The sequence below is a fragment of the Microbacterium sp. TNHR37B genome (genome assembly GCF_001620065.1).
GTDB lineage: Bacteria > Actinomycetota > Actinomycetes > Actinomycetales > Microbacteriaceae > Microbacterium.
In genome coordinates this window covers 915739-938407 of the sequence record NZ_LQGV01000001.1, presented here as the reverse complement: position 1 = coordinate 938407, position 22669 = coordinate 915739, and the positions used below count along the sequence as shown (strand labels likewise).

Annotated in this window: 20 protein-coding genes; 14 read left to right on the top strand and 6 right to left on the bottom strand. The window is 70.6% G+C overall.

Annotated features, from left to right (window positions below):
• The first annotated feature begins 37 nt into the window (after positions 1-37).
• Together AVP41_RS04610 and AVP41_RS04605 are read left to right on the top strand one after the other, a co-directional pair.
• Entirely contained in the window at positions 38-1507 is a 1470-nt protein-coding gene (locus AVP41_RS04610; RefSeq protein ID WP_067161367.1) for an ABC transporter permease, read from the top strand.
• 24 nt (positions 1508-1531) lie between these two features.
• Entirely contained in the window at positions 1532-2257 is a 726-nt protein-coding gene (locus AVP41_RS04605; protein WP_067161365.1) for an ABC transporter ATP-binding protein, read from the top strand.
• 93 nt (positions 2258-2350) lie between these two features.
• On the opposite strand, the gene AVP41_RS04600 is transcribed toward AVP41_RS04605, so the two are convergent.
• The gene (locus AVP41_RS04600) at positions 2351-2764 is read right to left on the bottom strand and encodes a VanZ family protein (protein ID WP_231902660.1); all 414 of its coding nucleotides are present in this window, start codon (positions 2762-2764) and stop codon (positions 2351-2353) included.
• Positions 2765-2817: 53 nt separating this feature from the next.
• Positions 2818-4224 carry an NADP-dependent phosphogluconate dehydrogenase gene (gene gndA, locus AVP41_RS04595; RefSeq protein ID WP_231902701.1) on the bottom strand — a complete coding sequence of 469 codons (1407 nt, stop codon included), beginning with the start codon at positions 4222-4224 and terminating at the stop codon, positions 2818-2820.
• 260 nt (positions 4225-4484) lie between these two features.
• Between gndA and AVP41_RS04590 the strand changes: the two genes are divergently transcribed.
• Positions 4485-4979, top strand: coding sequence for a gluconokinase (locus tag AVP41_RS04590; RefSeq protein ID WP_067161359.1), 495 nt, complete (start codon positions 4485-4487; stop codon positions 4977-4979).
• Here AVP41_RS04590 and AVP41_RS16990 read toward each other — a convergent pair.
• Positions 4964-5086, bottom strand: a complete 123-nt coding sequence (locus AVP41_RS16990; protein WP_269454406.1) for a hypothetical protein — start codon at positions 5084-5086, stop codon at positions 4964-4966. The genes AVP41_RS04590 and AVP41_RS16990 overlap by 16 nt on opposite strands.
• A gap of 237 nt (positions 5087-5323) precedes the next feature.
• On the opposite strand from AVP41_RS16990, the gene AVP41_RS04585 reads away from it, so the two are divergent.
• Positions 5324-5953, top strand: a complete 630-nt coding sequence (locus AVP41_RS04585) for a 50S ribosomal protein L25/general stress protein Ctc (protein ID WP_067161350.1) — start codon at positions 5324-5326, stop codon at positions 5951-5953.
• 78 nt (positions 5954-6031) lie between these two features.
• Positions 6032-6616 (top strand): aminoacyl-tRNA hydrolase, encoded by a 585-nt coding sequence (gene pth / locus AVP41_RS04580; RefSeq protein ID WP_067162794.1) that lies wholly within the window; start codon positions 6032-6034, stop codon positions 6614-6616.
• Between the two features lie 53 nt (positions 6617-6669).
• Here the strand turns inward: pth and AVP41_RS04575 are convergent, their stop codons facing one another.
• On the bottom strand, positions 6670-7788 hold the full coding sequence (locus AVP41_RS04575) for an alcohol dehydrogenase catalytic domain-containing protein (protein ID WP_067161349.1): 1119 nt from the start codon (positions 7786-7788) through the stop codon (positions 6670-6672).
• A 193-nt stretch (positions 7789-7981) separates the two neighbouring features.
• On the opposite strand from AVP41_RS04575, the gene mfd reads away from it, so the two are divergent.
• Positions 7982-11569: a transcription-repair coupling factor gene (mfd, locus tag AVP41_RS04570; protein ID WP_067161346.1), complete on the top strand. Its 3588-nt coding sequence runs from the start codon at positions 7982-7984 to the stop codon at positions 11567-11569.
• Positions 11570-11609: 40 nt separating this feature from the next.
• On the opposite strand, the gene gdhA is transcribed toward mfd, so the two are convergent.
• Positions 11610-12968, bottom strand: a complete 1359-nt coding sequence (gene gdhA, locus AVP41_RS04565; RefSeq protein ID WP_067161343.1) for an NADP-specific glutamate dehydrogenase — start codon at positions 12966-12968, stop codon at positions 11610-11612.
• 147 nt (positions 12969-13115) lie between these two features.
• Between gdhA and AVP41_RS04560 the strand changes: the two genes are divergently transcribed.
• A complete protein-coding gene (locus tag AVP41_RS04560; RefSeq protein WP_067162792.1) occupies positions 13116-13718 on the top strand; it encodes a gamma carbonic anhydrase family protein in 603 nt (200 codons plus the stop codon).
• Positions 13719-13737: 19 nt separating this feature from the next.
• Here the strand turns inward: AVP41_RS04560 and AVP41_RS04555 are convergent, their stop codons facing one another.
• Positions 13738-16404, bottom strand: a complete 2667-nt coding sequence (locus AVP41_RS04555) for a phosphoenolpyruvate carboxylase (protein ID WP_067161338.1) — start codon at positions 16402-16404, stop codon at positions 13738-13740.
• An 86-nt stretch (positions 16405-16490) separates the two neighbouring features.
• On the opposite strand from AVP41_RS04555, the gene AVP41_RS04550 reads away from it, so the two are divergent.
• The 7 genes from AVP41_RS04550 (at position 16491) to AVP41_RS04520 (ending at position 22634) form a co-directional block, all read left to right on the top strand.
• Entirely contained in the window at positions 16491-17144 is a 654-nt protein-coding gene (locus AVP41_RS04550) for a MazG nucleotide pyrophosphohydrolase domain-containing protein (protein WP_067161337.1), read from the top strand.
• Between the two features lie 78 nt (positions 17145-17222).
• Positions 17223-18515, top strand: coding sequence for a histidine--tRNA ligase (locus AVP41_RS04545; RefSeq protein ID WP_067162790.1), 1293 nt, complete (start codon positions 17223-17225; stop codon positions 18513-18515).
• Positions 18516-18606: 91 nt separating this feature from the next.
• Positions 18607-18963 (top strand): GntR family transcriptional regulator, encoded by a 357-nt coding sequence (locus tag AVP41_RS04540; RefSeq protein ID WP_067161336.1) that lies wholly within the window; start codon positions 18607-18609, stop codon positions 18961-18963.
• Positions 18953-19999: a DUF1648 domain-containing protein gene (locus AVP41_RS04535; protein WP_067161328.1), complete on the top strand. Its 1047-nt coding sequence runs from the start codon at positions 18953-18955 to the stop codon at positions 19997-19999. Before AVP41_RS04540 ends, AVP41_RS04535 begins: the two co-directional genes overlap by 11 nt.
• A gap of 31 nt (positions 20000-20030) precedes the next feature.
• A complete protein-coding gene (locus AVP41_RS04530; protein WP_067161320.1) occupies positions 20031-20720 on the top strand; it encodes an O-methyltransferase in 690 nt (229 codons plus the stop codon).
• 100 nt (positions 20721-20820) lie between these two features.
• Positions 20821-22101: a phosphopyruvate hydratase gene (gene eno, locus AVP41_RS04525; RefSeq protein ID WP_067161319.1), complete on the top strand. Its 1281-nt coding sequence runs from the start codon at positions 20821-20823 to the stop codon at positions 22099-22101.
• A gap of 47 nt (positions 22102-22148) precedes the next feature.
• Positions 22149-22634 carry an FtsB family cell division protein gene (locus AVP41_RS04520; RefSeq protein ID WP_067161318.1) on the top strand — a complete coding sequence of 162 codons (486 nt, stop codon included), beginning with the start codon at positions 22149-22151 and terminating at the stop codon, positions 22632-22634.
• Positions 22635-22669: the final 35 nt, after the last annotated feature.

The window sequence follows — 22669 nt, the reverse complement described above, 5'->3', positions numbered from 1 at the left end:
GAGTGTGCGCCCGAGCCCGTGCGCGGAGAGGAGAGACATGTATTGGACGTATCTGCGGCGAGAGCTCGCCGGGCGCACCAAACAGACCGTGATCGTTGCGCTCGGTCTGGCGATCGCCGTCGCGCTCGTCATCATCGTCAACGCGCTGTCGGCGGGTGTCCGCGACGCGCAGGCACAGGCGCTGGAGTCGGTGTACGGCGTCGGCACCGATCTCACCGTCACCGGGGCGCAAGCCGAGCCGGGGGAGCGAGGCGACGGAGGACGGCAGTTCGATTTCGATGAGGACAGTGGCGACACCGACGACGACGGGACCACCACCCTCAGCCAGTCGCGCCTGATCACCGACTTCGGACGGAGCACCCTCGCGGCGGACACGGTACAGACCGTGGCGTCCGTCGAGGGAGTCTCGGAGGCCTCGGGCGCTCTGAGCCTGACCAACATGACATTCGACGGCGAACTGCCGCAGCGTCCCGGCGGCGCCGACGGAGGAGGGTCCAGCCAGACCGCTCCCGAGGGCGACCCCGGCGACCCGACGGGCGGTGGAGGCGGATTCGGCGGCGGCTCGTTCGACGTCGACTCCTTCACCGTGCTGGGCATCGACGCCGTCGACACGGCCGTCGGCCCCCTGTCGGCCGTCGAGGTGTCGGGGGGACGCGCCCTGACCGAGGCCGACGCCGGACGCAAGGTCGCCGTCCTCGACGCCACGTACGCCGCCAGCTCGGAGCTCGCCGTCGGCGACACGATCGACGTGGGCGGCACATCGTTCGAGATCGTCGGGATCGTTGCCTCGTCCTCCTCCGACGCCGATACAGCCGCGAACGTGTACATCCCGCTCGACGTGGCCCAGGAACTGTCCGGTGCGGGGGAGGTGGTCTCCACCGTCTACGTCCACGCCGCCTCCAGCGACCAGATCTCCACCGTTCAGGCGGCCGTGCAGAAGGCCCTGCCCGACGCGACGGTGAGCTCGCAGTCCGAGCTCGCCTCGACGGTGTCGGGCTCCCTCGCCAGCGCCAGCTCGCTGATCACCAGCCTCGGCACGTGGCTGTCGATCATCGTGCTCGCGGTCGCCGTCGCCCTCGCCGTGCTGTTCACCGTCTCCGGGATCTCTCGCCGCACCCGCGAGATCGGCACGCTCAAGGCCATCGGGTGGTCCCAGCGTCGCGTCGTCGGCCAGGTCGCCGGCGAGTCCGTCGTCCAGTCCCTCCTCGGCGGCGTCGCCGGGGTCCTTCTCGGCGTTGCCGGGGCGACGGCGGTCACCCTCGCCGCTCCGACGATCTCGTCCACGCCCGCCGAGACGACCGTCGGCAGGGGCCCCGGCGGCATGGGCGGCGGCCTCGGCCCGCTCGCCCAGAACGCGAGCGACATCGTCCTGAGCGCGCCGCTGTCCGTCGGGATCGTCCTCGCCGCGCTGCTGTTGGCCGTCGCGGGAGGCCTCATCGCCGGCGCGTTCGGCGGATGGCGGGCTGCCCGCCTCCGGCCCGCAGAAGCCCTCCGTGCCCTCGCTTGACCCGTACCTCACCAGGAGACAGAGATGACCATGACACAGACCGAGCCCACCGGCGGCATCCCCTCGCCCGACCTCCCCGCCTACCGACTCGCCTCGGTGACCAAGACCTACCGGCAGAAGGGCAGAGAGATCCACGCCCTCAGGGACGTCGACCTCGAGATCGCGCAGGGGGACTTCGTCACCATCCAGGGGCCGACCGGGGGAGGGAAGTCGACGCTGCTGCAACTGCTCGGAGCACTCGATACGCCGACGAGCGGTCACGTCTTCATCGGGGACACCGACCTCGCCAGCGCGTCGTCGGCGGTCCAGGGGCGCGTGCGGGCCACCGAGATCGGTTTCGTTTTCCAGGCGTTCAATCTCATCCCGACCCTGACGGCCGCCGAGAACGTCGGGATGGGGCTGGAACCGCTCGGTCTGGACCGCGACGAGCGCTCCGCTCGGGTCGCCGATGCGCTCGACCATGTCGGTCTGGGGGAGCGGTCCGAGCACCTTCCGGGCGAGCTGTCGGGCGGTCAGCAGCAGCGCGTGGCGATCGCGCGGGCCATCGCCAAGCGGCCACGGGTGTTGTTGGCCGACGAGCCGACCGGGAACCTCGACGAGTCGATGCGCGAGGAGATCCTCGCCGTGCTGGGGGCCCTCAACGCCGACGGGCTGACGCTCGTCGTCGTCACCCACGACTCCGCGGTGGCGCGTCGCGCCCGTCGTCGACTGCGGCTGGAGAAGGGCACGGTCCGCGACATCACCCGCTGACTGCACGACTCCCCGCATCCGCGTCGCTCCCGCGCCCGCACCCCTTCCTCCCCCTGGGTGCCCGGCGCAGGACGCGGCGGGGATGCGGGGTTCTCAGCGTCGGGGGCGAGAGGACGACAGCAGGAAGGCGAGCAGCAGCATGAGCAGCATGCCGATGATCGCGCCGAGCGTGTTGGAGACGAGGTCTCGTACGTCGGCGACGCGGCTGTCGAGGAATGCTGCCTGGGTCAGCTCGATCGCGCCGCTGGCGAGGAAACCGAGCAGCGGCGCCGTCCACCAGCGTCGCACGCCGAACCACAGCACGGCGAAGATCCCGAGCGGGACGAACATCGCCACATTGGCGGCGAACTCGATGCGATCGAACGTGATCCACGCGGTCGACGGACGTTCTGCCAGCCACGCGAGAAGCCGGTCGAGCGCCGCGCCGATGTCCGATCCGTACGGTGCGGCGCGGAGGGTCATCCAGGCGACTGCCCAGAGGTACGCCGCCGACAAGAGCGCGAGCACGACGCGCGCCGCGACTCGCTGGACGCGGAACGCGGTCGTGTCGATGGTGCCGCTCAGTGCGTGTCCTCGGCCTCGACCTCGGACCGGTCACCCGACCACAGCGTGTGGAAGGTGCCCGCGGCATCGGTCCGGCGGTAGGTGTGTGCCCCGAAGAAGTCGCGCTGTCCCTGGATGAGGGCGGCCGGCAGGCGCTCGGCCCGCAGGCCGTCGTAGTAAGCCAGCGACGACGAGAACGCCGGCGCGGGGATCCCCGCTTCCGCGGCGATCGTCACGGTCTTCCGCCACGCGTCCTGCGCACGGGTGAGCGCGTCGACGAAGTAGGGGGCCGTCAGCAGCACGGGCAGATCGGGCTGGGCGTCGTAGGCGTCGGCGATGCGGTTGAGGAACTGCGCCCGGATGATGCAGCCCGCCCGCCAGATCTTCGAGATCGCACCGAGATCGATGTTCCAGCCGTACTGCGCCGCCCCGGCGCGGATCTCGTCGAAGCCCTGCGAGTAGGCGACGATCTTCGAGGCGTAGAGGGCGAGGCGCACCTGCTCCACGAACGCGTCGACGTCCTCGACCGTGAACGAGTCCTCGCTCGGCCCCGGCAGCGATCCCGCGACGTCGCGCTGCTCGCGGTGGCTGGACAACGACCGGGCGAAGGTCGCCTCCGCGATACCCGAGACCGGCACGCCCAGATCCAGCGCGGTCTGCACGGTCCACGCGCCAGTGCCCTTCGCGCCGGCCTCGTCGACGATGACGTCGACGAGGGGGAGCCCCGTCGCGGCGTCGTTCTGCCGCAGCACCTCCGCGGTGATCTCGATCAGGTACGACTCGAGCTCGCCGCGGTTCCACTCGGCGAAGATGTCGGCGATCTCGGCGGGGCTCTTGCCCGTGCCGCGACGGATGAGGTCGTACGCCTCCGCGATCAGCTGCATGTCGGCGTACTCGATGCCGTTGTGGACCATCTTGACGAAGTGTCCGGCGCCGTCGTGGCCCACGTGGGTGACGCACGGCTCGCCCTCGGCGACGGCGGCGATGGAGCGGAGTATCGGACCGAGCGTGACCCAGGAGGCGTCGGGGCCGCCGGGCATCAGCGACGGGCCGTGCAGAGCACCCTCCTCGCCTCCGGACACGCCCATTCCGACGAAGTTGAACCCGCGCTCGCCGACCGCTTTCTCGCGGCGGATCGTGTCCGTGAACAGCGAGTTGCCGCCGTCGACGATGATGTCGCCGGGCTCGAACACGTTCATGAGCTCTTCGATGACCGCGTCGGTCGGCCGGCCCGCCTTGACCATGATGATCGCGGTGCGGGGCTTCTGGAGTGAAGCGGCGAACTCCTCGTAGGAGAACGCCGGCACGAAACCGGCTTCGGGGTGAGTGGACACCAGCTCGTCGGTCTTGGAGCGGCTGCGGTTGTACACCGCGACGGTGTTGCCCTCTCGCGAGGCCAGGTTGCGCGCCAGGTTGGATCCCATGACGGCGAGTCCGACGACTCCGATGTTGGCGACAGGCTGGTCCGGCACAGAGATCTCCTCAGATAGACGCTCGGGGTGGCGACACGCGGCAGGGCGTCGTCACACGCTCGGGGTACCTCTCAGCGTAGTCGGATGCGTATCGGCGTGTGGCCGGATGACGTCAGCGCCTAGGCTCGACACCGGGGCGTTCGAGCCGACGAAAGCCTCCAGGGCCGTGTGCGCCGGACGCCTCCGCGTCGCAGGGGAAGAAAGGAACCGGAATGAGCCGGATCGTCGTGATGGGGCCGAGCGGATCGGGGAAGTCGCTCGTGGGTGCGGCGCTGGCCGCCCGCCGCGGTGCGCGGTTCGTGGACGGCGACGACCTCCACCCGCGAGCGAACGTCGCCAAGATGGCGGCGGGGGTGCCCCTCGACGACGCCGACAGGGCGCCGTGGCTCGACGCCGTCGCCCTGGTCCTGATGAGACAGGCTCCCGTGGTGGTCGCGTGCTCCGCGCTGCGTCGCGCCTACCGCGACCGGATTCGAGAGACGTGCAGTGACGCCTGGTTCGTCGAGCTCGTCGTCGATGAGGGAGAGCTGAAGACGCGTATGTCGCGGCGGGATCACTTCATGCCGCCGGCGCTGCTGGACTCGCAACTGGCCACTCTCGAGCCGCTGGCCACAGACGAGCCGGGCATCCGCGTCGCCAACGACGCCGACCTGGAATCGGTGGTCGGCCGGATCGCGTCTCTCCGCGAGGCTCAGTCCTTGCGGTAGTTGGAGCGCCCCATCGACCAGAGCGCGCCGAGCGCTCCCAGCGTGGCTCCGATCGACATCAGGCCGATCAGCCACAGAAGTGCGTGCGACATCCAGCCGTAGTCCATGGTTCCTCCTGGTCGGTGCGGGCTCGTCCCCATCGTAGCGGGCGTCCTGGTAGACTCACGGTGTCCTTCGGCGAGGGGTGCGTTCACGCATCCGTGATCGACGCGGTGATTCGGCCTGGAGATGCAGGCGGTGGATTTCCTCCTCCGTTCTCCTGATGGCTTCCTCACGCGCGTGCGTTCGAGTCGAAACCACAGACCCCACATCCGGGCCGGTAGCGGTCCACAAGGAGAACAACAATGTCGACCGAGACCGACACCAAGGTCATCGCCGAGACCCGCGAGAACTTCGGCAAGGGCTTCGCGCGTCGCCTTCGCGCCGCCGGCAAGATCCCCGCCGTCATCTACGGGCATGGCACCACCCCCGTCCACGTGGCCCTTCCCGGCCACCAGGTCTCCCTGCTCGTCCGCCGCGCCAACGCGGTCCTCGAGCTCGAGGTCGACGGCACCCAGCAGCTCACCCTCGTCAAGGACGTCCAGAAGGACCCGGTGCGCCAGATCATCGAGCACATCGACCTCCTGGTCGTGAAGAAGGGCGAGAAGATCCAGGTCGATGTGCCCGTGACCGTCGTCGGCGAGCCGTTCTCCGGCACGATCGCCAACCTCGACAACACGACCGTCCTGCTCGAGGTCGAGGCCACCCACATCCCCGAGAACATCGAGGTCGACGTCGAGGGTCTCGAGGACGGCACGCACATCACGGCCGCAGACCTGACCCTGCCGCGGGGTGCGTCGCTCGTGACCGACGCCGAGACGCTCATCGTCGCCATCTCCGTCCCGGCCGCGACGATCGCCGAGGCCGATGAGATCGAGGCCGCCGACGAGGCCGTGGCCGAGGAGCAGGCCGATTCGGCCGAGGACGGCGAGTAATCGCGACACCCTCCCGTATGACGATGCCCGCCGACGCCGCTCATGGCGACGGCGGGCATCGTCGTGAAAGGCATGCGCATGGCTGACACCTGGCTCGTGGTGGGACTCGGTAATCCCGGGCCCCGATACGAACGCACGCGCCACAACATCGGACAGCTCGTGGTGGACGAGCTCGCGGCGCGACGGTCCGAGACCCTCCGCTCCCACAAGGCGAACGCTCGCGTCGCGGAGACGTGGCTGCGCCCGGGCGCGGCGAAGATGGTCTTGGCCCAGCCGAACTCCTTCATGAACGTGTCGGGAGGTCCGGTGTCGGCGCTGACGGCGTTCTACGGCATATCGCCCGACCACGTGATCGTCGTCCACGATGAGCTGGACATCCCGTTCGACTCGCTCAAGCTCAAGGTCGGCGGCGGCCATGGGGGGCACAATGGGGTCCGCGACGTCACCAAGGCCCTGGGAACGCCGGAGTTCGCCCGCGTGCGGGTGGGCATCGGGAGGCCGCCCGGCCGCCAGGACCCCGCCGATTGGGTCCTCGATCCGTTCTCGGCGACCGAGCGCGCCGTGCTCCCGTCCCTCGTCTCGGATGCGGCGGACGCCGTCGAGCAGGTGGTCGGCGAGGGCCTTCTGGCCGCGCAGCAGCGCTGGCACGCCCCCCGATCCTGAGACCGCCGCTCGGGGCGCCCCCCGGCCGCCGCGAGCTCGATGGAGAGGGCGTCTCAGGGGCGGATCGCGGTGCGGAGGCGCAGGTGAGGCGCGGCCGTGAAGGCGCGCGGCGCCTCGCGCAACGGCACGGTCTCACCGACCGCCTCGGCGAACACAGCGGCATCGGCGCGCTCGAGGAACGCCAGCGCCTGACCCACGTGGACGGGCTCGACCTTCTCGACGACATGCACGCGAAGCTCGCGTGAGATCACCGATGCGGTCTGGACCAGACGTCTCTGTGGCGCAGCGTCGTCGCCGGCCACGACGATCAGGCCACCGTGACGCGTTCGGGCAGCGACGGCGTCGACGGCCTCGGTCGTTCCGACGAAGTCCAGCGCGACGTCGTGCCCCTTCGGAGAGACGTCGGGGGCGAACACGGCGGAGGCGCCGAAGCGAAGCGCGCGTTGCCGGCGGACGGGATCCGCGTCCAGCACCGTGACCACGGCCCCGCGGGCCGCAGCCATCGCCGCGGCGGTGACACCGCGCATCCCCGCGTCGGAGATCACGACGCGGGCCCCTTCGAGTGGTTGCTGCCGGGCGGCGGAGTCGAGCGCGGCGGTGGCGGCCGCGCCGGCACAGGCGGCCGGGGCGAGCACCGCGGCGGGGACCCAGTCCCGTGCGCGGAAGACGACGGTTCCGGCGAGCAGATGCACGTGCGTGGCGATCCCGCCCGAGAGCTCCCACCCTCGCGTCGCCCGCTCGCGCCCGTAGCGGTGGGGCCGGCGGCATGCCGCCGTCTGCTCGACCGCTCCCGCGGAGCGGGTGCGGCACTCGTCGCACCGCCCGCAGGCGACCTCGCGCGCCCAGACCACCCGATCTCCGAGCGCAAGGACACGTCCGTCGGCGGTGAGCGCCGGATCCCCCGGGCCGAGGGCGACGATCCGGCCCACCTGCTCATGGCCCAGGATCTGCGGGACGGTGGCGGCTCGCGAGGAGCTCGTCGTGCGGAGGTCGCACTCGCACACCGTGGCCAGCTCGATGGCGGCCAAGGCCTCGCCTTCCTGGAGGGTGACGTCGAGGACGGCGATGGGCTGGAGAGGATGGTCCGCGCCGATGAACGCGTAGGCCTCGGCGGGAGGGCGCAGCCCCACACGCACGCCCGCCGGAGTGCGCGTCACGGTCTGCGTGCTCATCTGTCGGCCTCTCGGATTCCCCGCGGGGGTCCCTCGGTGACGGATCCCGCGCGGCGGGTCTGCCGGGGGATGTCGGACGAGCGACACTACGGAGAGGGGGTGACGACCCGGTGAACGGCGGGAGGATGCCGGATGTCGCCGGCAAGACGCTCCTCGGCGGCGTGGTGTCGGACCCGACGCCTAGACTGGAGGGATGACAGTCGCCGGGATCGTGCGCGCCCTTTCGCAGTCCGATTCCTTCGCCGAGGTCCTGCGGCACGCCCGCCGCGATGCCGACTTCTCCGTCGTCGCCGGCCTGGACGCCCCCTTGCTGGCGGCTCTCCTCGACGCGCGTGCCGCGGGCGGCACGGCGCCGTCCCTCCTCGTGATCACCCCGACCGGACGCCGCGCCGAGAGCGTCGCGACGGCGCTGCGTTCCCTGGTCCCGACAGCAGACGTGCGAGAGTTCCCCGCCTGGGAGACCCTGCCCCACGAGCGACTGAGTCCGAGCGCCGAGACCGTCGGCCGCCGTCTGGAGGTGCTGCGTCGCGCGCAAGCATGGGACGGCTCGATGCCCCTCATCGTGGTCGCCTCGGTCCGAAGCGCCCTCCAGCCGCTCGCGGCCGGGCTCACCGCGGCCGGCGTGGTCGAGCTGACCGTCGGCGCTCGCGGCCAAGAGCTCGACGAGGTCGTCCGCCGGTTGATCGATCTGGCCTACCACCGGGTCGACATGGTGTCCCGGCGGGGCGAGTTCGCGGTGCGAGGGGGAATCCTCGACGTCTTCGCCCCCTCGGCCGATCACCCCGTCCGGGTCGAGTTCTTCGGCGACGAGATCGATCAGATCCGCGCGTTCTCCGTCGCCGACCAGCGGTCCCTTCCCGGAGAGATCGCCTCGGCCACTCTGGTCCCCAGCCGCGAGCTCCTACTGACTCCGAGCGTGCGGGAGCGCGCCGCCGGGCTCCGCGACGCGTTCCCCGGTCTGCGCACGATGCTCGAGAAGATGAGCGAGGGGATCCCCGTCGAAGGGATGGAGTCGCTCCTTCCCGCCGTCGCCGACGATGTGGTGCCGCTGCTGGACTACCTTCCTCGGGGCACGGCGACGGCCGTGGTCGACCCGGAGCGCGCCGTGACGCGGGCGATGACTCTGGGGGAGACCAATCAGGAGTTCCTCGAGGCGGCCTGGAGCGCCGCGACCGCGGGGGCGGACACCCCCGTCGACCTCGGTTCGGGCGACTTCCTGACGCTGCCCCAGCTGCGGGAGACCGCGACCGAACGCGGCGGCGTCTGGTGGACGTTCAGCGGTTTCGACTCCGGGGCCGCCGACGCGCATGCCGAGGGGCTCGTCGAGGCGGATGGGGCGGTGCGGGTGCCGGCAGCGCCCGTCCCCTCGTTCCAGGGCAACGTGGAGGGCGCGACCGGTCACGTCGCCGGACTCGTCGCCGACGGATGGAGCGTCGTGATCGCGGCGAGCGGTGCCGGCCTCGTCGACCGTGCCCGCGATGTCCTGGCCGAGCGCGGGGTTGCGGCCCGCACCGTCGCGGAGCTCGAGGCGGCTCCGGAGCCCGGCGTCGCCACCGCCGTCGTGGCCTCCCTGGAGTCGGGCTTCCAATCGCCCGAGGTGCGGCTCGCGGTCCTCACCGAGAACGAGTTCTACGGCCGGACGATCGGCGGCGACTCCCGTGTCGTCAAGAAGCTCGCCTCGCGGCGCCGCAACGTCGTCGATCCGCTGCAGCTCAAGCCGGGAGACGTCGTCGTGCATGCGACCCACGGGATCGGGCGCTTCGTGGAACTCGTGCAGCGCGAGGTCTCCAGCGGCGGACGCCATGCGGTCAAGACGCAGCGTGAGTACCTCGTCCTGGAGTACGCGCCGTCCAAGCGCGGGTTCCCGGGCGACAAGCTCTTCGTCCCCACCGATCAGCTCGACCAGCTTTCCCGCTACGTCGGCGGCGAGGCCCCGACCCTCTCGAAGATGGGCGGGAGCGACTGGGCGGCGGCCAAGGGGCGTGCGCGAAAGGCCGTGCGCGACATCGCCGTCGAGCTCGTCAAGCTCTACTCCGCACGCATGGCGGCCAAGGGACACGCCTTCGGTCCCGACACGCCCTGGCAGCGGGAGCTGGAGGAGGCGTTCCCGTTCGCCGAGACGCAGGACCAGCTCCAGACGATCGATGAGATCAAGGCCGACATGGAGCGTCCCATCCCGATGGACCGTCTCCTCAGCGGTGACGTCGGCTTCGGGAAGACCGAAGTGGCCGTGCGCGCCGCTTTCAAAGCGATCCAGGACGGCAAGCAGGTTGCGATGCTCGTGCCGACGACCCTCCTCGTCAAGCAGCACCTGGAGACGTTCACCGAGCGCTTCGCCGGGTTCCCCGTGAAGGTGCGCCCGCTGTCGCGGTTCCAGTCCGAGAAGGAGGCGCGCGCCACGATCGCCGGGCTCCTGGACGGCACGATCGACATGGTCATCGGCACCCACCGCATCCTCACCGAGAAGGTGGTCTTCCGCGACCTGGGACTCATGATCATCGACGAAGAGCAGCGATTCGGCGTCGAGCACAAGGACCAGCTGAAGAAGCTCAAGACCAACGTCGACATCCTCGCGATGAGCGCGACCCCGATCCCGCGCACCCTGGAGATGGCCGTCACCGGCATCCGGGAGATGTCGACCCTCCAGACGCCACCCGAGGATCGCCATCCGATCCTCACGTACGTGGGACCACGCAGCGACAAGCAGGTCGCCGCCGCCATCCGGCGTGAGCTGCTGCGTGAGGGTCAGGTCTTCTACGTCCACAATCGCGTGCAGTCGATCCAGCGGGTCGCCGCACATCTGGCGGAGCTCGTGCCGGAGGCCCGGATCGCCGTGGCCCACGGGCAGATGGGCGAGCATGCGCTCGAACAGGTCGTCGATGACTTCTGGGAGCGTCGCGCCGACGTCTTGGTCTCGACCACGATCATCGAGACCGGGTTGGACATCTCCAACGCCAACACGATCATCATCGACCGTGCGGACAAGTACGGGCTCAGTCAGCTCCATCAGCTGCGCGGCCGGGTCGGTCGCGGACGCGAACGCGCGTACGCCTACTTCCTCTACGACGAACTGAAGCCGTTGAGCGAGACCGCGGCGGATCGCCTGGAGACCATCGCGGTCAACAATGACCTCGGCTCGGGCATGCAGGTCGCCCTGAAAGACCTCGAGCTGCGCGGCGCGGGAAACCTCCTCGGTGCCGAGCAGGCCGGACACATCGCGGGCGTCGGGTTCGACCTCTACCTCCGGATGATCGGTGAGGCGGTTGCCACCTTCCGCGGCGAGGACACGGCCGGGCCGGCCGAGCTCCGGCTGGAACTGCCGATCGAGGCGCGCATCCCCGAGTCGTACATCGACAGTGAGCGCCTGCGGTTGGAGGCGTACCAGAAGCTGTCGGCGGCAGCCGCGGTCACCGCCGCGCCCGATGCCATCGATCTCGTCGCCGAAGAGCTGCGCGATCGCTACGGCGCGACGCCTCCCGAGGTGGAGGCGCTGTTCGCGGTGGCGCGCCTGCGTCGCCGCGCCGCACAGTCGGAGCTCACCGACGTCGTCGCGATGGGGCCGAACCTGCGGATCGCTCCCGCCCACCTTCCCGACTCCCTGAGAGTGCGGCTGCAGCGCCTGCACCCGAAGGCGAAGGTGCTGGCCGGCGGCGAGGCGATGATCGTCCCCCTGCCGACGGCCGGAGGGGAGCCGGTGGCCCCCGACGATCTGCTGGCCTGGACCCGGCAACTGCTCGACCAGATGTTCCCGATCCCGGAGCGTCGCGCAGCCGACGCGTGACCGCGAGCCGGTTCAGGTCCTCGGGCGCGAACCGCCCGGGTTAGATCACACCCTGGGCGAGCATCGCGTGGGCGACCCGTTCGAAGCCGGCCGAGTTCGCGCCCACGACGTAGTCGCCGCCGTGTCCGTAGCGGTCAGCGGCCTCGAAGGCCGCGTCGTGCACGTCCTTCATGATCGAGCGGAGCTTGCGCTCGCTGTCGCTGAAGCTCCAGCGCTGGCGCGAGGCGTTCTGGCTCATCTCGAGCGCGGACGTGGCGACCCCGCCGGCGTTGGCGGCCTTCCCCGGACCGAACAGCACGCCGGCGCCCTGCAACGCCGCCACGGCGCCGGGTGTCGAGGGCATGTTGGCTCCCTCGGCGACCGCGCGCACGCCGTTGTCGATGAGGGCACGGGCGTCGCTCTCGTCGAGCTCGTTCTGCGTGGCCGAGGGGATCGCGACGTCGACGGGCACCTCCCACGGCCGGGCGCCGTCGACGAAGCGGGCGTTCGGGCGGCGTGCGGCATACTCCGAGATCCGGGCCCGTTCCTGCTCCTTGACCTGTCGGAGGAGGGCGACATCGATCCCGTCGTCGTCGACGACATAGCCGGAGGAGTCCGAGGCGGTCACGGGGGTCGCTCCGAGCTGCCACGCCTTGTCGATCGCGTAGATCGCGACGTTGCCCGATCCGGACACCGACACCCGCAGTCCCTCGAGAGAGCGGCGGTGGATCCGGAGCATCTCCTCGGCGAAGAACACCGCGCCGTAGCCGGTGGCCTCGGTGCGCACCTCGGCACCGCCCCACTGCACGCCCTTGCCGGTGAACATGCCCGACTCGTGCCGGTTGGTGATCTTGCGGTACTGCCCGAACAGGTATCCGATCTCGCGGGCGCCGACGCCGATGTCGCCGGCGGGGACGTCGGTGTGCTCACCGAGGTGGCGGTACAGCTCGCTCATGAACGACTGGCAGAAGCGCATGACCTCAGCGTCCGAGCGGCCGTGCGGATCGAAGTCGCTGCCGCCCTTGGCGCCGCCGATTCCCTGTCCGGTGAGCGCGTTCTTGAAGATCTGCTCGAAGCCGAGGAACTTCACGATCGACAGATTCACCGACGGGTGGAACCGAAGACCGCCCTTGTACGGACCGAGCACGGAGGAGAACTGCACGCGATAGCCGCGGTTGACCTGCAGGCGGCCGGCGTCGTCGACCCACGGCACGCGGAACATGATCTGCCGCTCGGGCTCCACGATGCGCTCGAGGATTCCGCCGTCGACGAACTGCGGGTGCTCGTCCAGCACTGGGGCGATCGACACCAGGACCTCGTGGACGGCCTGCTGGAACTCGGGCTCGTGCGGATTGCGGGCGACGACCGTCTGGAACACCTCCCGGACGGACGCGGGCAGGGCGGTGAGCGTTTCGGTCATGGTGGAGCTTTCTGGCCGAGGGATGTGGCGGGGAGAGCCCTGCCGTACGGGTGCGGCGGGTCGGGGTGGAGCGAGGTCCGGGTTTCACCCTAGCGGCGCTCACGGGTCACCTCGACGCAGATGACGACCGGGCCCTACGCTGGCGGCATGCGATTCGAGCACCTCGGGGCGCAGCCCCGGATCCACCCCCAAGCCGTCGTCGCTCCCACCGCCGTCATCTCCGGCGATGTGACGATCGGCGCCGGATGCCAGATCCTGCACGGCGCGGTCCTCACCGCCGAGGGCGGCCCCGTGACCCTCGGCTCGTCGGTCATCGTGATGGAGAACGCCCTCGTCCGCGCCAGCGCGAGTCACCCGGTCCACATCGGCGATCACGTCCTCGTCGGGCCGATGGCGAGCGTGTCGGGAGCGGTGGTGGAGGACGAGGTCTTCCTGGCCACCGGCACGCGCGTGTTCAACGGGGCGCGCATCGGCACCGGGAGCGAAGTGCGCATCAATGCGGTCGTGCATCTGCGGACGGTCCTGCCGCCGCGCACCGTCGTCCCTATCGGCTGGGTCGCGGTGGGCGACCCGGCGGAGGTCCTCTCGCCCGACCGTCACGAGGAGATCTGGGAGCGTCAGCACGACCTGGACTTCCCGGGGTTCGTCTTCGGCCTGGACCGTGACACGCCCGACCTGATGACGCAGCTCACCGAACGCTACGCCTCATCGCTCTCCCGCCACTCGAGCGACCGGCGGCTCGAGGACTGACGCCTGGACGGGCCGCTCGTCACCCGGTGTTCTGGAGTCCCGCGGCGACGCCGGAGACCGAGAGCAGCAGCAGTCGCTGCCAGTCCGGGGACGCTGCGGCCTCGTCGGTGCGGAGGACGCGCAGCGCACGCAGCTGCAAGAGCGAGAGCGCGTCGACGTACGGGTCGCGCATCTTCACGGCACGCTGCAGGATGGGCCGGTTCGCCAGCAGTTCGTCGCCTCCCGTGATGCGGACCACCCAATCGCGCGTGAGGTCCATCTCGGCGAGGACGAGCTCCGCGAGGTCGGGGCGATCGCCGAGGGTGAGGTAGCGGCGGGCGATCCGGGTGTCGGCCTTGGCGAGGCTCATGCCCACGTTGTCGATGACGGTGCGGAGGAGGGGCCACTGCTCGTAGGCCTCTCGGAGCAGATCCTCGTCTCCGACGGCCTCGAGCGCCGAACCGAGACCGAACCAGCCGGCGAGGTTGATGCGCGCTTGCGACCACGCGAAGACCCACGGAATCGCGCGGAGGTCTTCCAGCGATTCCACCGACAGCCCGCGCCGCGCGGGGCGCGAACCCAGTGCCAGCAGCCCGATCTCCTCCATCGGGGTGACCGTCGCGAACCAGGAGGCGAACCCGTCTGCCTTCACGAGCGAGAAGAACCGCTCCCGTGAGGCGGTGTCCATGGTCGCGGCGACGTGGGCGTAGCGGTCGGCGGCGTCGCTGTTGCGCTTTTCGATGGAGGGCGCCGAGGCCAAGAGTACGGCGGCGGCGACCTGGTCGATGTGCCGCATCGCGATGGCGGGGTCGCCGTACCGCGCGAAGATGACCTCGCCCTGCTCGGTGAGCTTGAACCGTCCGTCGACGGAGTGCGGGGGCTGGGCGAGGATCGCCGAGTTCGCCGGTCCGCCGCCGCGTCCGAGCGCGCCTCCGCGACCGTGGAAGAGGGTGAGGCGGATGTCCGCCTCCTTGGCCCATGCGGCGATCTTCGCCTGCGCCTCGTAGAGGGCGAGGTTGGCGGCGACGGGGCCGACGTCCTTCGAGGAGTCCGAGTAGCCGAGCATCACTTCCAGGCGACGCTCGGTGGCGGCCAGGCGCGCCGCGAACTCGGGGAATTCCACCACCTCCGCCATGATCGCCGGCGCGGCCTGCAGATCGGCGAAGGTCTCGAACAGCGGAATGACGTCGAGCACGGGCAGGATTCCCGAAGCGCCCGCGGCGTGGCGCGCGAGACGGTGCACGTTCGCGAGGTCCTGTGCCGACTGGGTGAAGGACACGATGTAGCGGCCGGCCGCCCGCGGGCCGAAGCGCTGCTGGACCTGCGCGATGGTGCGGAAGACGTCCAGCACCTCCTCGGCCTGGTCGCTCAGCGGGCCGCCCGCCTCGCACTCCGCGAGCACCTTGGCGTGGACGGCGGAGTGCTGACGCACCTCGAGCTCGGCCAGATGGAAACCGAAGGTCTCGACCTGCCACAGCAGTTGCTGCAGGTGTCCGTAGGCCTGGCGGCTCGCGTGCGCGGCCACGAGGGAGTCCTGGACCACGCGCAGATCGGCCAGCAGATGCTCCGGGTCGCGATAGGCGAGGTCGGCGTCGCGCAGGCGGGTGGCGGTGATCCGTCGGGTGATGAGCAAGAGCGCCCGCTTGTGCGGCTCCCCGCTGGCGCGCTTGACGGCGTCGGTCGCGCCCTCTTCGTCGGCGGCCGCGAGGCGCTGGAGCAGGGACTGGAGCGCGGGAGACGGGGGAGTGGTGTCGGCCGAGAGTGTGAGGGTGCGCGCGATGCGCTCCGCCGTGTGCTCCAGGCCCAGGAGCACGTGCTCGGACGCGATGGCGGCCGCCTTCTTGGTCACCGAGGCGGTGACGAAGGGGTTGCCGTCGCGATCGCCGCCGACCCACGTGCCCAAGCGCACGAACGGACGCACGACCGGAGCGCGGCCGCCCGCCGCGGGGCCCTGCAACGCGTCGTCGACGCGGCGGTAGACGTGCGGAACGGCGGTGTACAACGTCTCGTCGAAGACGGCCATGATGGCGCGGACCTCGTCGACCGGGGTCGGCTTCTCAGCCCGCAGCGGAGCCGTGCGCCACAGTGTGTCCACTTCCTCGAGCATGCGCCGTTCCGCGCGGCGCTCGTCGGCCCCGCCTCGGAGCGCCGCGTCGTGCTCGGTCAGCAGCGCCGCGAGGCGACGGATGCTGGAGGAGACGGCCCGTCGTCGTGCTTCGGTCGGGTGGGCGGTGAACACGGGGTGGAACCGCATCTGCTGAAGGCGTTCCAGCGCGGTGTCGTCGCCGACCTCCGCCGCCAGGCGCACGAAGGCGGCGGCGACCGAGTCGGTGACGTCCTCGCGGTCGGGACGTCCGTCGCGCTCCCGGAGCACGCGCACGCGCTGGTGCTCCTCGGCGAGGTTGACCAGGTGGAAGTAGACGGTGAAGGCGCGGGCGACCTCGTCGGCGCGGGCGACCGAGAACGATTCGGCGATCGCTTCGGCGCGCTCGAACGCCTCGGGGGACTCGTCGGTGTACGCGGCGATCGTGGCCAACCGCAGCCGCTCCACGTCCTCGAAGAGGCCCGGCGACCCGCTCTCGCGCAGGACCCGTCCCAGGAGGCCGCCGAGCAGACGGACGTCGGCGCGCATCTGCTCGGGAAGTTCCTGCTCGGCCTCGCCGCGTCCGACGAGGTCGATGGCTTCCGTCCGGGTGAGTTCACGCATGGCTTCAACGGTAACGGCAGGTTGTTACCGGCTCGTCACGTGTGACGCCGGATGCCGCGGGGGAGACGAGGATCTAGGGTGGCCGCATGGACACCGACCTCGATCCGCTCCGCCGTGCCGTCGCGACGATGCAGGCCGTCCGCGAGCGGTGCGTGTGGAGCGCACGGATCAGCCACCGCGACCTCGTGCCCTACCTGCAGGAAGAGGCCGCCGAACTCGTCGATGCCGTCGAGGCCGGCACCCGTGACGACCTGCGGGAAGAGCTGGGCGATCTGCTGTGGCAGGTGCTCTTCCACTCACAGATCGCCGCGGAGGACGGCGACGATCCGTTCGACATCGACGATGTGGCCCGCGCGCTCACCGAGAAGATGGTGCGGCGGCATCCTCACGTGTTCGGCGACGCCGTGGCGACGACACCGGAAGAGGTGCTCGTGCACTGGAACGCCGCGAAGGCGGCCGAGAAGAGCGCTCGGACCAGTGTGCTCGACGGCGTGTCGCCGCACATGCCCTCACTGGCGCTGGCGCAGAAGATGCTCGGGCGTGTCGGCGCGGTGATCGACTCGCCTCTGCCGCCCTCCCCGTCTCCGGCGTCGGAAGAGGAGCTCGGTGACGCTCTCCTGGCGTTGGTGGCCGCCGCGCGCGCGCAGGGATGGGATGCCGAGCGGGCGCTCCGTGAGCGGCTGCGCGGAGTCGAGGTCGAGGTGCGCCGGGCCGAGTCCCACGCGGACGGCGTGGCCTGACTCTTCCGGAGCCGGACCGGAGGAGTGGCGCAGACCTGGGACAATGGCCAGGTGGCATCCGTGAACCCGCCGCGTGGCATGCGCGACTTCCTCCCCGCTGACAAGGCCCGTCGCGAGCGCGTGCTCGCCGTGATCCGCGACCGCTACCGGGCGCACGGATTCGACGAGATCGAGACTCCCGTCGTCGAGGAGTACGCGCGCCTGCACGCCGGGATCGGCGGCGACAACGAGAAGCTCTCCTTCAGCGTGCTCAAGCGCGGGATGGATGCCGAGGCGATCCGGGCGAGCGCCGACGATCCCGCCGCGCTGTCGGACCTCGGGCTCCGTTACGACCTGACAGTGCCGCTGGCGCGCTTCTACGCGAGCCACCGTGCGGAGCTCCCCGCGGTCTTCCGCTCCATCCAGATCGCTCCCGTCTGGCGCGCCGAGCGCCCCCAGAAGGGCCGCTACCGGCAGTTCCTGCAGTGCGACATCGACATCATCGGAGACGCGTCGGCGCGCGCCGAGACCGAGCTGCTCGCGGCGAGCCTCGACACTCTCGACGCCCTCGGCCTCGACGGCGGAACCATCCGCATCAATGACCGCCGCATCCTTCGGGGCATCCTGAGCCTCCTCGGCATCGGCGACGAGTTCTCCGCCTCGGCGCTGATCACCCTCGACAAGCTCGACAAGATCGGCCCCGACGGGGTCGTCGCCGAACTGCACGACAACGGCGTGCCGGCAGATGCCGCTGCCGACTACCTGCGGTCGCTCCTGGTCGGCACCGACGGCGTCTCCTCGACGGGAGTGTCGGTCCCGGTCACGGTCGATGCGATCCTGAGGGTCCTCCCTGCCGTCGATGTCCTGCCGGAGGAGGTGCGGCAGCCCGCCGCCGACCTGGCCGGCATCGCCGAGGCCGTCGCCGCGGCGCGCGGTGTCCCGGTCGCAGGCGTCCCCCTCGTCTTCGATCCGTTCCTCGTGCGCGGGATGGGCTACTACACCGGCACGATCTTCGAGCTCGCCCACCCGTCGGTGGGCTTCTCCCTCGGTGGCGGCGGACGTTACGACGGGATGATCGGGCGTTTCCTCGGCCAGGACGTGCCCGCGGTGGGTTTCTCGCTCGGGTTCGAGCGGATCGTCGACCTCGTGGCGCCGGCGACGGCGATCGCGGCCGACGCTGTCGTACTCGTCCACGACCGAGACGTTCCGGTCGCGCACCTCGCTCACCTCAAAGCGACGTTCGTGGGGGAGGGGGCCCGCGTTCGACTCGAGCAGCGGACGAAGAATCTCAAGGGTCTTCTCGAGCGCGCGGCCGCCGACGGCTACACCTCCTTCGCGACCGTCAGCGCGGGGCAGGGGCGCGACGACCTCCAGCTCAAGACGCTCGGCTGATCCCGCCGCTGATCCGTCTCCCCGCCTCGGAGGAGCGGGATCCGATCGTCGACGCACGCTCCATTTGTTCTAGTTGTCATAGAATGGATGCATGATCGTCCGCGTCGACCCGACCAGCAGTGCGCCGCTGTTCGAGCAGATCGCCGCCTCGATCCGCACCGACGCCGCCGCAGGCCGCATGAAGCCCGGCGATCGCCTTCCCGCCGCCCGCGAACTCGCTCGGGCACTCGAGGTCAACCTCCACACCGTGCTCCACGCGTATCAGCGACTGCGCGACGAAGGCCTCGTCGATCTGCGCCCGGGACGCGGTGCCGTCGTGACCGCCGCCGTCGCGCCACTCGCCGATCTCCACGAGGACATCACGGCGCTCGCCGCCCGCGCCCGCGCCCTCTCGCTATCGCCCGACACCCTCGCCGCTCTCGTGAAGGAGGCAGCCCATGACCGCTGACACACCGACCCCACAGACGGCAGAGCCTCGCGCGGCGGTCCGCCGTTTCGTCCTCGTCGCCATCGTGTTGCCGCTCCTCACGGTCGCCGCGGGGCTGGGAGTCCTGATCTCGGTCGCCGAGGCGCTTCCCGACCCGATCGCCGTGCACTGGGGCGCGAGCGGACACCCGGACGGCTTCGGGCCGCTGTGGCTCGTGGCGTTCGTGCTCCTTGCCGTCGTCGCCGGCACCTCGCTCCTGATGGCCCTGACGACGCTTCCCGCGCTGCGGCGAGGCGGGATCGGGAGCTCTCCTCGACTCCTCGGGGCGGTGTCGTGGGGGCTCGCCGTGTTCCTGACGGTCCTCGTGACGGTCGCCACCACGGCCCAGGCGGGGCTCGCCGACGCCGCCGACGCCGCCACGATCTGGATGCCGCTCCTCGCCGGCGTCCTCGCGGGTGCCGCCGCCGGGGCCGTCGGCTTCGCGATTCAACCCCGGATGGTCTACGTCCCCACGCGGCTCGGCGACGCCGCACCGCTGGAGGTCGCCGACGACGAACAGGTCGTCTGGCTCCAGCGGACGGTGATGGCGCGGGGCGGCATCGTCATCCTGCTCGCCGCGACCGGTCTCATGGTGGTCATCGCGGTCATCGCCTGGTTCTCCGGAATGGACCTCGCCGGTCAGGCGGTGATGCTCGGCGTCACCGTGCTCCTCGTCCTCCTCGTCGCGATGAACCTCGTCTTCCATGTGCGGGTGGACGAGGCCGGCCTCGCCGTCACCTCGGGGCTGGGATGGCCGCGGATGCGGGTTCCTCTGGCGGAGGTGGCCGAGGCGGCCGTCGTGCACGTCGACCCGATGGCGGAGTTCGGCGGGTGGGGACTCCGCTGGGCGCCCTCGGGGCGCTTCGGCGTCGTCATGCGCGCGGGCGAGGGCATCGAGGTGCGTCGCCGGAGTGGCAAGACCTTCACGGTAACCGTCGACGACGCCGCGGCCGGGGCCTCGGTGCTGACGGCACTCGCCGCCCGCGCGGCCCGCCGCTCCGATCGCGGCGCGGCTTGACGAGGCGACCAGGCGGAACGACGCTGGGGGCATGACATCTGCATCGCCCACTCCTGACGGCTGGCTCGCTGTCGACCGCTACTTCGCCGACACCCTCGTGGGACACGATCCCGCACTGGAGGAGGCCGTCGAGGCGCAGCGCGACGCGGGCCTTCCCGCCATCGAGGTCGCACCGGTCAACGGCAAGTTCCTCCACCTCCTGGCTCGCATCAGCGGCGCTCGCCGGGTGCTGGAGATCGGGACGCTCGGCGGGTACTCGACGATCTGGCTCGCCCGCGCCCTGCCCAGAGGCGGTCGGGTCGTGACAATAGAGGCGGAGCCCGTCAACGCCGGGGTCGCGCGTGCGAACGTCGACCGCGCCGGAGTCGGATCACTCGTGGACATCCGGGTCGGCAGGGGAGAGCACGTGCTGCCGACCCTGTCCGACGAGGAGCCGTTCGATCTCGTCTTCATCGACGCCGACAAGGAGTCCAACACGCTCTACCTCGACTGGGCCGCACGGCTCGGGCGGGAGGGCACGGTCGTCGTGGTCGACAACGTGGCCCGCGGTGGGGAGGTGGCCGATCCCGACGCCACCGACCCGCGTGTGGTCGGCACGCAGCGCGCCCTGGCGATGCTCGGAAGCGACCCGCGCTTCGACGCCACGGCTCTCCAGACCCTCGATCTCAAGGGGTGGGACGGCATCGCCCTCGCGGTGGTCGTCCGCGCAGGGGAGCTTTGACCCGGCGGCCACGCTCTGTGAGTCCCGTCGCGGCATCACTAGACTCGGGAGCGGACCGACGACGCTCCCAGATCCATCCTCCACAAGCAAGGAGTCCCCTGTGGCACTGATCGAGGCTGTAGGCGCACGCGAAATCCTGGATTCGCGTGGCAACCCGACCGTCGAGGTGGAGGTGCTGCTCGACGACGGAATCGTCCAGCGCGCCGCCGTCCCCTCCGGCGCATCCACCGGCGCGTTCGAGGCGTACGAGCTGCGCGACGGCGACAAGAGCCGTTACGGCGGAAAGGGCGTCCTGAAGGCCGTCGCCGCGGTCGTCGACGAGCTCGGTCCGGCGCTCGAGGGCGTCGAGGCCAGTGAGCAGCGCATCGTCGACGAGATCCTCATCGAGACCGACGGCACCGAGAACAAGTCGCGCTGCGGCGCGAACGCGATCCTGGGCGTCTCGCTCGCCGTTGCCAAGGCGGCTGCCGACAGCGCGGACCTGCCGCTGTTCCGCTACCTCGGCGGCCCGAACGCGCACGTCCTCCCCGTCCCGCTGTTCAACGTCATCAACGGCGGCGAGCACGCGGACAACGGCATCGACTTCCAGGAGTACTTCCTCGCGCCGATCGGCGCCGACACGTACGCCGACTCCCTGCGCTGGGGCACCGAGGTCTACCACGTCCTGAAGGGTGAGCTGAAGGCCGCCGGATTCGCGACGGGCCTCGGCGACGAGGGCGGCTTCGCCCCCGACCTCCCCAGCAACCGCGAGGGCCTCGACTTCCTCATGAAGGCGATCGAGAAGGCCGGCTTCCAGCCCGGCAAGGACATCGCCGTCGGGCTCGACGTCGCCGCGACCGAGTTCTTCGCCGATGGCGTCTACACCGTCGAGGGCAAGGCGTGGTCGGCCGAGCAGCTGACCGACTACTTCGCCGACCTCGTCGCCAACTACCCGATCGTCACGATCGAAGATGCCCTGGCCGAGGACGACTGGGACGCGTGGAAGGCGCTCACCGACGCGATCGGCTCCAAGGTCCAGCTCGTCGGTGACGACCTGTTCGTCACCAACCCGCAGCGACTGCAGCGCGGCATCGACCTCGGGGTCGCCAACGCGCTGCTTGTGAAGGTCAACCAGATCGGCACGCTGTCGGAGACCCTCGACGCGATCTCCCTCGCCACGCAGAGCGGCTACCGCTCGATGCTGTCGCACCGCTCCGGCGAGACGGAGGACACCACGATCGCCGATCTTGCGGTCGCGGTCAACGCCGGCCAGATCAAGACGGGGGCGCCGGCACGCAGCGAGCGTGTCGCCAAGTACAACCAGCTGCTGCGCATCGAGGAGGAGCTCGGCGACGCCGCGGTCTTCGCCGGGCGCGCCGCCTTCCCGCGCTTCGCGGGCTGACGGAGCGCCTGCCGCGGCCCCAACTGCGGCGACGTAGGCTGGAAGACATGAACGAAGAGGGAGCCCGACGCGCCGCGTCGGCTCCCTCTTCGCCGTCCCGGTCACAGGTGGACGTCCGCGACTGGGTGGGGCGTCTGCGGCTGACGGCCTTCACGGGGATCATGCTGGGACTCGTGGTGCTCGCGGCGCTGGTCCTCGTTCCGTCGGTGGGGACGTACCTGGATCAGCGGCAGCAGATCGCGGCGCTGCGTCAGGCCGTGACGCTCGGCAAGGACGAGATCGCCGAGCTCCAGCTGGAGCGCGAGCGCTGGGCGGATCCCGCCTATGTCACGGCACAGGCGCGGGAGAGGCTCTACTACTACCGGCCCGGTGAGGTCGTCTATCTCGTCGACGACGATCTTCCCGCCTCCGCGATCCCGCAGGAGCAGGCCCCGGTGAGCGAGGATGTCGAAGAGACGCGCACCGACTGGATGGCGCAGCTCGTGCGATCCGTCGCCGCCGCAGGGCTCTCGCGGCCGGCCGTGGGGGAGTGAGCGGTCGCCGGGCCATCGCGCCGCCCCCTTCACCA